Annotated in this window: 6 protein-coding genes and 1 pseudogene; 1 reads left to right on the top strand and 6 read right to left on the bottom strand. The window is 58.9% G+C overall.

What is annotated here, in order from left to right; genetic code table 11:
* From VTU_RS35730 to VTU_RS0119365, 5 genes are all read right to left on the bottom strand, one after another.
* Positions 1-89: IS4/Tn5 family transposase DNA-binding protein (locus VTU_RS35730; RefSeq protein WP_138927962.1), on the bottom strand; the 89-nt coding region annotated here is incomplete at its 3' end.
* A 339-nt stretch (positions 90-428) separates the two neighbouring features.
* Complete coding sequence (locus VTU_RS0119380; protein WP_010107640.1) at positions 429-1,613, bottom strand: MFS transporter; 1,185 nt, start codon at positions 1,611-1,613, stop codon at positions 429-431.
* Between the two features lie 351 nt (positions 1,614-1,964).
* On the bottom strand, positions 1,965-2,780 hold the full coding sequence (locus VTU_RS0119375; protein WP_050809541.1) for a 2OG-Fe(II) oxygenase: 816 nt from the start codon (positions 2,778-2,780) through the stop codon (positions 1,965-1,967).
* 45 nt (positions 2,781-2,825) lie between these two features.
* Positions 2,826-3,584, bottom strand: coding sequence for an SDR family oxidoreductase (locus VTU_RS0119370; RefSeq protein ID WP_010107638.1), 759 nt, complete (start codon positions 3,582-3,584; stop codon positions 2,826-2,828).
* Positions 3,585-3,598: 14 nt separating this feature from the next.
* Positions 3,599-8,020, bottom strand: a complete 4,422-nt coding sequence (locus tag VTU_RS0119365) for a non-ribosomal peptide synthetase (protein WP_138927961.1) — start codon at positions 8,018-8,020, stop codon at positions 3,599-3,601.
* 35 nt (positions 8,021-8,055) lie between these two features.
* On the opposite strand from VTU_RS0119365, the pseudogene VTU_RS28760 reads away from it, so the two are divergent.
* A pseudogene (locus VTU_RS28760) lies at positions 8,056-8,751 on the top strand (IS5 family transposase); the annotation flags it as partial.
* Positions 8,752-9,307: 556 nt separating this feature from the next.
* Here the strand turns inward: VTU_RS28760 and VTU_RS33935 are convergent.
* The coding region (locus VTU_RS33935; RefSeq protein ID WP_010107635.1) for an MGH1-like glycoside hydrolase domain-containing protein at positions 9,308-9,809 on the bottom strand (502 nt) is incomplete at its 5' end.

Below are 9,809 nucleotides of genomic sequence, written 5' to 3'. Positions count from 1 at the left end.
CTCAAGCTCTCGATCAGGTGGATCGCACGCTGTTTGCGCCTGGGGTCCCCCAGGTTCATGCTCTTGAATTCCGTGACTGCCCAGATCATTGTGTGCTTTCGCTATGAAATAAGTAGCATAGCTCATGCGAGGGGGGCTTGTGTATAACGAGATGGCCTGGACACCCACCACCGCACATTCCAACACGGACGGGAGCTTGAGCAGTTCATCCTCCACAACGTATGGCGAGACCCACTCGCCCCCCGCTTGACCATGTCGTCGGCGCACCCAACGTAGGTAAACACGCCGTCATGGCGGATGAACATGTCGTTACTGATGTGCCACCCATCCTGAAACGCCACAGCCGTGCGAGCTGGATGACTGGAATTCCTGTCATCTGAAAAATCACGCATGAATGCCCGTTTTAGCGGGTGTTGTGCAGACCTTCTCTAGCTCGTTTTCGAACGACGGAACAGTACGTTGGCGGAAAGGGCAAACAGGCTCGCCATTAACCACGCGGCAGGCCACGACCACAATTTCGCAATGATTGGCGTAAAGTACGGCGCGACGAACAACGCTGTGTAGACCGCTGTATTGCACATGCCCAATGCAGTGCCGACGCGACGGATCCCTACCTGTACGGCGAGCTCCGCATTCGCGATACCAGTCCAGGCCGACACGCATATGCCGGCCACGATGAGTAACGCGGCAGTGGTCACCAGTTTGATCGAACTGTCGACGGGCAACAGATCCATGAAGAACAGGGACAGCGCCAAGACCGCAAAGGACACGGCAACCAACAGGCTACACCGGATCAGATAGAACGGCCGGTTGCCATGCTTGTCAGTCCAGCGTCCGCTCCAGATCCGCGCTACGATTGCACCCGACTGAATGGCGATCATGACACTGGCGGTCACGGAGATCCCGGCATTGCAGACGTCGTGCAGGAAGATCGATGCGAACGTGATGACGGCGAACTGCGGGACACTGAACAGACCGATTGCGGCGATCAGCCGCCATATCTTCAGGTCGCGCAACGGGCTGGGAGCCACTTGCTCAGTTCCCCCAACGCTGCTTGCCTCCCCCTTGACCCCAGCGTCTTGACTGGGTTTCTCGGGCGGCTCGTGGAGCCACACCCAGGTGAGGCCGGCCGCTACAATGGCCCCGAACGCCAACACCGCGAACGTCGCATTAAAGCCGTACCGCGACGCGACAATAGGCAGCAGCAACGCCCCTATCCCCCCGCCCAACGGGTAGGCAATTTGCCGAATGCTCATGGCAAAGCCCTGTTCGTTATTCTTGAACCATGACATCACCGCACGGCCGCTCGATCCGTTGACGCTCCCGCCAAGCAGACCGACGATGAACAAACCCAGCGCCAACTGCCACGGGCCAGGAACATAGGTGGGCGTCGGCGAACCGAATAGGGCGAACAGGCATAACATCAGAGATATTGCGCCCAGGCCAATCAACAGCACGCGCCGATCTCCCCAGCGGTCGGTCAGCAGCCCCCAGGGTATTTCGCTGACTGCAATCCCCAAGCCGAGCAGGCCGAGTGCCAATCCCAGCTGATCGTTCGACAGGTTGTAATTCATCCGCATAAGCACGGACGTGGTGGGTAAACCCTGAAACACAGCAGCGAAACTTGCGTTTGCCAAAACGCCTAAACCCAGGATCTTCCAGCGATGCCGGTCGCTATATTGTGCAGAAGACTGTTCGATTATTGATTTTTGTCCAAGCATTTCTGCCACTCCTTGAGGAAAACCAACGGGTTTCTCGATCAAAAGGAAAAGATCTCAATCAACTGCTTGTCCCGATCCCTACAGTGCGTCAGTCAATATGTGAGCGCATTGGACGACCGGCGGTGAGGTCACCCACCGACGATCGCACTCGCCTTCTCTAACATGACCGCGTCCATTGCCTTCGCGCAAAATATCCGAACGCATGTCGTCATGATCGCAATACTGGGACCAACGTAGGGAGCCTCAACTCCAATAACTCAATGGACGATCCGGCCCATAGCAGCCGATGAAGGCCGCCATGCCAATGCGATAGCTGTCCTGGCTCGGCGTCACCGCGTGCAGCATTCTCGAACTGAAGATGATGAGATCGCCGGCGTCCGGGTGAAGCACCAGCGCCGGTTCTTCGACGCTTTCTGGGAGCAAGCCCTCGACATCACGAATCAGCGTCTTTTCATCTTCGGACGGATCGCGCAACCACAATTGCAGATTACCGCCTTGCTTGGGTGTACGCAGATACATGTTCGCCACGAGTTGTTCGACGAGGCCAGCCAGCTCTGGCGCATCCGACTCTTCGTCGATACGATCGTGGTGCGGATAGAACTGCGACGTCGATGGCTTAAATACGCGAATCGCTCCGACAAAGCAAGTGCGTCCATGCAGACGCTGAATGTTGGAACCGCCCGGCCAGTACTCCTGCAGCAGCAGACGAACATAATCGGCCGGCGTGGCTTGCGGCGCGAACATTGTGCGCAAATCATGGATGTTCTCGATTGCTTCGTTGTGATATTTCTGCGCGGCGGTTTCGTTCCACTCGGAATCGATATGCGGCATGCAGATGCGCCCGACACTGCTCGTGTATTTCTTGTTATAGTTCCCGAGCTTTGGATGATTGATCGCCTGTTCTGCCGCGCTTTCAGCGAACACTTTCGGGTAAAACTCCTTCACATGAATTGCCCCAATCTTTCGCATGGCCAACTGCAGCAGCGTATGGGTATTGAGTTCACTAGCAACCACGGCTGGAACCGTAGCTTTCAACGATGACGAAGTCAGAGTATCCATGAGTGCCTTCCTTAGCAGGTTATGAAACAGAGTTGCATCTATAAGTCATACGCGTTGCCGCGTAGGTCGAATTCGGATGTCGTCGATATGCACATGCGGCGGTTGCTTGAGGACAAAGCAGATCGACTCGGCCACCTCGTGAGGCGATAAGAGTGGCCCCTGGGTATGCTCAATGTCGTTGAACCATTTCATGTCGTAGCCAGCTGTGGCCTGGAATTCGGTCTTGACGAAGCCCGGTTCAATCAGACTGACGCGAACACCATCTCCGCACAGTTCCTGCCGCAGCGACTCAACCAACGAATGCAGCGCAAACTTCGTCGCCCCGTAGACCGGATTTCCCGCGGACAAGGAACGACCGACCGTCGAGCCGACGACGACAATGTCCCTGATGCCACCGCTGTCAGGGCTATACGATTCCTTGTAAAACGTTGCACAAGCGCGCAGCTGGCGCATGACGCCCAGTAGATTAACGCGCAACAGTTCCTCCCACAGCGCTGCGTCGGAGCTGGTCACCGAACCCGGCAGACCTCGTCCCGCACACAGGACGAACGCCGAAGGCGGCTCGCCGAACGCGCGGTGCGCCGCATCGAAGATCTGTGCGACGTGATTCTCGTCAACTGAATCGGCGGCAACACCCTCGACCCAGTGGCTTATCTCATTATGTTTCGCGGCGATTTGTTGGATGCGGTCGACGCGCCTTCCGCTAAAGCTGACCTTGACGCCGGCCTGCAGCAGTGTCTCTAGTACCGCATGGCCAATACCAGAGGTTCCACCGGATACAGCAGCTACGTGATGATTGATCATGTCGTCGTCCTGGCTTATTGCGTAATGAGACCCGAAACCCGATGCACAGAGGTCGTCCGTTCGTCCAACGGTAGTGTTCCAGACTGCCAGAGGTTCTCAACGAAGCGCGCCGCCCACATATCGTCGAGCGGCAGAAAGGTTATTCCCGAGCGCGCCAGCATGGTGAGCGTCTTTCTGTTGTCGTAGCGCGTGTTACGGCTTCCCCGCGCCGCCCAGAAATATCCCAAGGCAATATCCGGGTGATCGAGCTGACCGGAATGCTTGAACAGCTCCTCGAGATTCGCACAGTCCACCCGTTCGATACACGCACCCAGGACTTTTATCGCGTCGATGAACATGCTGACCGGCACCGCATGCTCGGAGTCCACGTGGAAAGTGCCTCCGGACAGCCTGCAGTCCAGCGAGATGGCCACAATGCCTTGGGCCACAATGTCGACTGGACTCAGCACGATTTCTTCCTCATAAATGCGCGGCACCTTACCAAGTGCGACGATGGCCCTCAGACACTGGATCCAGCGATTGGCCCCGGCATTGCGCTGGAACCGACCGGTTCGCGAATGTCCTGTCACGTTTCCCGACCGGTAGATGAACACATTACGTCCTTGGTAGGCGAAACTCCTGATCAGAACCTCGGCATCGAATTTCGTGCGCTCGTACTCGTTGAAGAAGGTCTGGCCGACGTCGAGTGAATCCTCGGCGAAGGTGCATGGCTCGTCGCCTGGACACATACCGCTCACCGCGAGCGTAGACATAAAATGCAGATCCTTGAGGCGTCCTTGTTCAGCGAGCCGAACGATTTCTCTGGTCGAATGCAGAATGTTCGCCCGCATTTCCGCTCCGCTGCCGACCAATCGGGTATCGGCGGCAAAGTGATAGATGGCATCCACCGAACAGTTCGTCATGTCCCATTCGTCATCGCTCATGCCGAGACGGGGCAGCGTGATGTCACCCGATATCACCGAAATCCTCGATCTGTATGCGCTGAATTCACGAGCCTTGAAGAATGCCGACCAAGCATCGAACAGCCGGCAAGTCGCACCTTCGGTTCCATCGCCGCGCACGAGACAGATAATGTGCGCATCGGTCTTCGACATCAACTCGTAGAGTGTGTGGATGCCGATGAAACCGTTCGCACCGGTCATAAAGATCCTTTCGTACGAGCGGCGCTTCCCTCCCGCGTCCTTGGGCGACAGGATATCGGCGGGAACATTCCACAGCGCGCCCGATGAGTTCGCATCGTGTATCCGAAGCACACCAGTTGATCGCAGGCTCCGGTCTACCGAGCACAGAATGCGCTCCTTCAGATCGCTGGCGAATTGTGCAATGGATTGCGCAAAGTCGCTGCTCGCATCGAAATTGAGGTCGAGCACGAGTTGGCCTTCCGCGATCTTTCCAGTCAGCTTCAGGTCATAGATTCGATCGTTCTGCATCCCCCTGAGACCAGGCAGTTCAATGCTCGCAGGCCGGAGCTTCCAGTTGTTTCGCAGGCCCAGGCGCTGCTGGCCGAGGAAATTGAAGCAATACCGCGACGCTGCGACGTCCGGCAAACCATCAATCAACGCATGCGCGTGTCCTAGATTCGGCAGACGATTCAGCCGATCATGCAGGGCCCCCACCCATTCGCCTGACGCGATCTGCCCGCGCTCGAACGCCACGGGAAACGTCGACGTAAACCAGCCGACAGTCCTTGATATGTCGACATCGGGCGAAAGGGACAGGCGGCCGTGGCTTTCCACGTCGATCTGCACCACCTCGTCCGGACGCGCTTGCGCGCACTGCTCGAAGAAACGGGCAAGCAACATGCGGTCGACTCCCGCATTCTGCACGGCGGCGCTCTTCAACAGCGCTTCCGTCTCCTCGGCACTGAAGGTGATCCATGCGGTGCCGGAATGCTTCTCCACACCGGCATCCAAGGCCGGGCGAGGCTCTTCGCCGGGCTGGGCCAGCCAATAGTTCCGATCCAATTGCAGGTGCGCCCGATGAGTCTCCAGATGCGTGCACCACCGTCCGAATGAACAGGACTGGATTGCCTGGGCCGCCGGCTCGACCCCTTCGAGCACCGCGTAGTGCCGCATCAAATCGTCAAGGAGGATCCGCCATGAGATAACGTCCACCACGAGGTGGTGCCCCACCAGCACCATGACATGCTTGCCGCGAACAACCAGCAGTTCCGCGCGAAAGGTTTTCCCGGTCTCAATGTCGATCTGCGTCGCCAAGTGCCGGTACCGCTCGTTTACGAGCGGCTCCAGACCATGACCCGCCTTCTGTGGCGCGACGTAGACGGACAGCACCGAGGTCCCCGGCGGCATAGGACGGAAGTACCATGCGCCGAGCGTTTCGTCCCGGTAGAAACTAGCGCATACCAGTACATGTTCGGAGATGAGCCGAGCGAACGCACGCTCAAGCACCAACGGATCGAGTTGGATGCCGAGTTCCAGCACCATCGCCTGGTTCCATTGATTCGGCTCGGCAAAACCATGCGCCAAGAATTTTTGCTGAGCAGGAGAACACGGCCACCGATCGGCTTCGAGTTCGGCCACCGGTTCGTGCGTAGTTCTCGGGTGCTCGCCGTTGATCGTCGCGAGCAATCCATTCACGGTCGGCCGCGCCAGAAACGCATGCGCGCTGACGGGATAGCCTTTCGATTGAAGTTCCGCGATGAGCTGGATCGCATCCAGTGAATCAGCGCCCATGTCGAAGAAGCTATCGTCCACCGAAAAGGTTTTCCCACTGACATATTTTCCGAGGATACGCGTGATGATCTTCTCGAGATCGACTTCCTGCTGGACCACCTCATCCTGCGTCGCGCCAGGTGCGTGCTTGCGCAAGAATGTATCAACCAACGACCGATTGATGGCGCCAACGTCCAACTTGCCGTTGGCATTGGTTGGCAGCGAAGCGTGGTGTTCAAAGACCGTGGGAATCATATAGGTCGGCACGCGATGCCGCATCTCACCGCGTAACACGGCCGTTTCCTGCGCCAAGCCTTCATATGCGCACAGCAGATAATCGTGTTCCTGATGACGGTGATGCACAACGATGGCGTGACCGATATGCGCCATTTCGCGCACAGATCTCTCGACATGCTCTAGTTCGACCCGATAACCGTTGACCTTAACTTGGCGGTCCACTCGGCCGAGGAACGTGATCGTACCGTCGTCGTCCGCGCGCACCCAGTCTCCGGTCCTGTAATAGCGACCCGAGTCGTCCCCCAGCTCAACGAAACGTTCGCGAGTCGCCTCCACCCTGTTCCGATAGCCTTGCGCGACGGATGGCCCGCCGATATACAGCTCACCCTCAATGTCGACCGTACCGAATCGATCTTCGGTGGTCTTGATCTTAACTATGGTCCGGCCGAAAGGGCGGCCGATCGGAACACTTGCGTCCTCGTCTTTGCCAAGCGCGTCGAGCGCGACCAACTGGACCGTCACGCCGATCGTGGTTTCCGTCGGTCCGTAGTGATTGACCAGACACCTAGTTACGCCGCTCTCGAGCGTCCTCCGGGCAAGACCGGTCTGCAGCCGCTCGCCACCCAAGATCAGCCAGTCCAGATTCGGCGCATGCTCACCTACTGCCTGCACGACGGAGAGGATCGATCTCCAGTGCGTCGGAGTGATCTTTAAGACATTCACGCGGTGGCGTACCAGCGCCAACATCATTGCCATCGGATCCTTGCGTTCGTGTTCGCCCGCGAGATATAGAGTCCCGCCGCTCCACAGCGACGTGAACAGGCAAGTGTTTCCGAGATCGGCCGACAGCGTGCTCACATGCGCGAACGTCATGCCGTCCACTAAACCGAGCCGGGCGACGAGGCCAGCGCAGTAGTGCGCGAGATTGTCGTGACTAACCGCGACACCCTTGGGCATACCAGTCGAGCCAGACGTAAAGAGCATGTACGCAGTTGCATCGCTCGGCACGACCGGAAGCGGCGGCCGGATCAGATCGGCCAGATACCCGGACGGCGTGCACCACGGCAGCCCAGTTTCCACGGCAAGATGCTCCAGGTCGCTGGAGACAATCAGGAAGTCGGCCGCGACGTCGGCCAGCCGCCGCAACTGGTCCCTCGGCGCACTCTCCACCTCAATCACGGTATATGCGCAGCCCGCCATCATGACGCCCAGCATGCCCATGATGATCGCAGGCGAGCGGGACATGAACAGCAGGACGAGCTGACCCGGTTTGACGCCTCTCGCATGGAGCATCAACGCCAGCGATTCAGCTTGCGCGTTGAGCTCCCCGTACGTGAGACCGTCGTCTTCCGAGCAGATCGCGATGCGATTTGCGGAATTAATCAAATGAGATTGAAATATTTGAATGAACATGCAACCTACCTTTCGCATCCCGGACAGCGTTGTTGCATAAATCTTGGGCCGCATGGCGCGCTTACGCGCAGCGGCGAAGCGGACGCTTGTGCCAGTTGCGGCCAGTTGCGACACGGACCGCGTACATTCCCAATCTTTTGCCAGGGAACATGCGCAGAGACACCAGCCAACGAACCGAGTCCAAGGCGACTTACCGTGTCAAGAACTGGGCGCAGTACGACGCCGGGCTGATTGCCAGAGGAGATATCGCGGTGTGGATTGACAAGAACCTTCTGAGGCCCGCACCGGCTGCGGATGTCTCCAGGCGCGGACGCCCGATCGTCTACCCGGACGCCATCATCCAAGGCTTGCTCAGTCTCAAGCAGGTGTTTGATCTGCCTCTGCGTGCGCTGCAAGGATTCGCTCAAAGCCTGCACCGGCTCGCCTTCCCGAATCTGCCAGTACCCAGCTACACGACCCTGAGCCGCCGCGCGCAAAGCCTGCAAGTCGTCTTGCCCGCGCTGCGCCCGGGTGAGCCACTGCACTTGGCCGTCGACAGCACAGGCCTCAAGCTCTACGGCGAGGGCGAATGGAAGGTGCGCACACACGCTTGGTCCAAGCGCCGCACCTGGCGCAAGGTCCATCTGGCGATGGACACAAGGACCGGCCAAATTTGCGCGGCGCTGATGACCCATCAGGAGATGGGCGACAGCGAGGTCCTGACCGATTTGCTTGAGCAGATTCCGTTCGGAACACCGATTGACATCGTCGGCGGCGATGGGGCCTACGACACCAAAGCGTGCCACGCGCAGATTGCCGCGTGCGAAGGTGTCATGCTCTGGCCGCAGGCCACGCTGGGTGCCACTTGACACAACGCCGCCATTGACAAAATCGCAAAGGTCCTCGGTCATAGCTTGACCTCGCTGGTACTTGGCGGTGCGTACATCGGAGAGAGTGCGGACCATGTCAAACCTCTTTGGGGAGTGAGTGAAAATGAAAAGCAGTCGCGTTCAGCTTCGAGCAGGCATTGTCACTGAGGTTGCAATGCGTGTCAAGAGCCAGCCTTGTCCAACGAGGTATGAGTCTGAAGGGGCGGTTGCAGGCCCCCAGCGAGGGTGGGTTGATCATCGGGAAATGGTGGTCCACATGGACGAGACGCGGCGCACGACGATCGCGCAAATTGAACCGTTTTTGGTCGCCAGCGCGGTGGTGCAATTCACCCCCAGCCAGGATGATGAGGAGCGTTACGCGCACATCAGCCGGGTGCTCAACCGCTTCGACTATTCCTGCGCCTTGGCAAGGCCGACAAAGGGGTGCTTGCGCCGCCGGGCCACACCAGCGGCTACCGCCGTCAGCAGCTCACGCGGCTGGTCTCCCGCTGGCAAAGCAACCGTCTGGCACCTCTACCCCACTGGTCAAGCGCTACATGGCTCCAAACGCCCCGTTTGCGCGCAAGTACATCAGCGCGGATATGGCGTTGCTGCTGGAAAGTGACGCTGCCAGCCTGCCGCTGCAAACGTATGTTGTGGATGTGGCCGATGGCGAAGCGGTTCGCACGGTGGTCGATCGCATCGAGGCCCGTTCAGGCCCCCCCGCTTGCTTCTTCATCGCACCGTCGGTCCAGTGCAGACAAGTCGCCGCCGTCCAGGAGAATGCCCTGCCGCCCAGACCGTGCCCCGTCAGCGGGTCGTAGTACTCGTGAAAGCCCGATGCCTCGAACAACGCCGCCGAGCACGCCTGGATGGCCTGCGCCAAATGGGCATGGCCCTGGCGTTGCAGGCCATCGGCGATCAGCATGTTGACGTGCTGCCAGACCGGGCCGCGCCAGTAGCGCAGCGGCTCGAAGCCGGGGAAGCCGCTGCGCGTGGACGGCAGCGCATACGGGGTCTCCGCCAGCCACGCGGCCACGGTGGGGCCCAGGTCG

This window comes from Verminephrobacter aporrectodeae subsp. tuberculatae At4 (assembly GCF_000193225.1).
In the GTDB taxonomy this organism is placed as follows: domain Bacteria; phylum Pseudomonadota; class Gammaproteobacteria; order Burkholderiales; family Burkholderiaceae_C; genus Acidovorax; species Acidovorax aporrectodeae.
The sequence above is the reverse complement of the archived record's forward strand: the minus strand, read 5'-3'. Positions and strand labels throughout refer to the sequence as shown.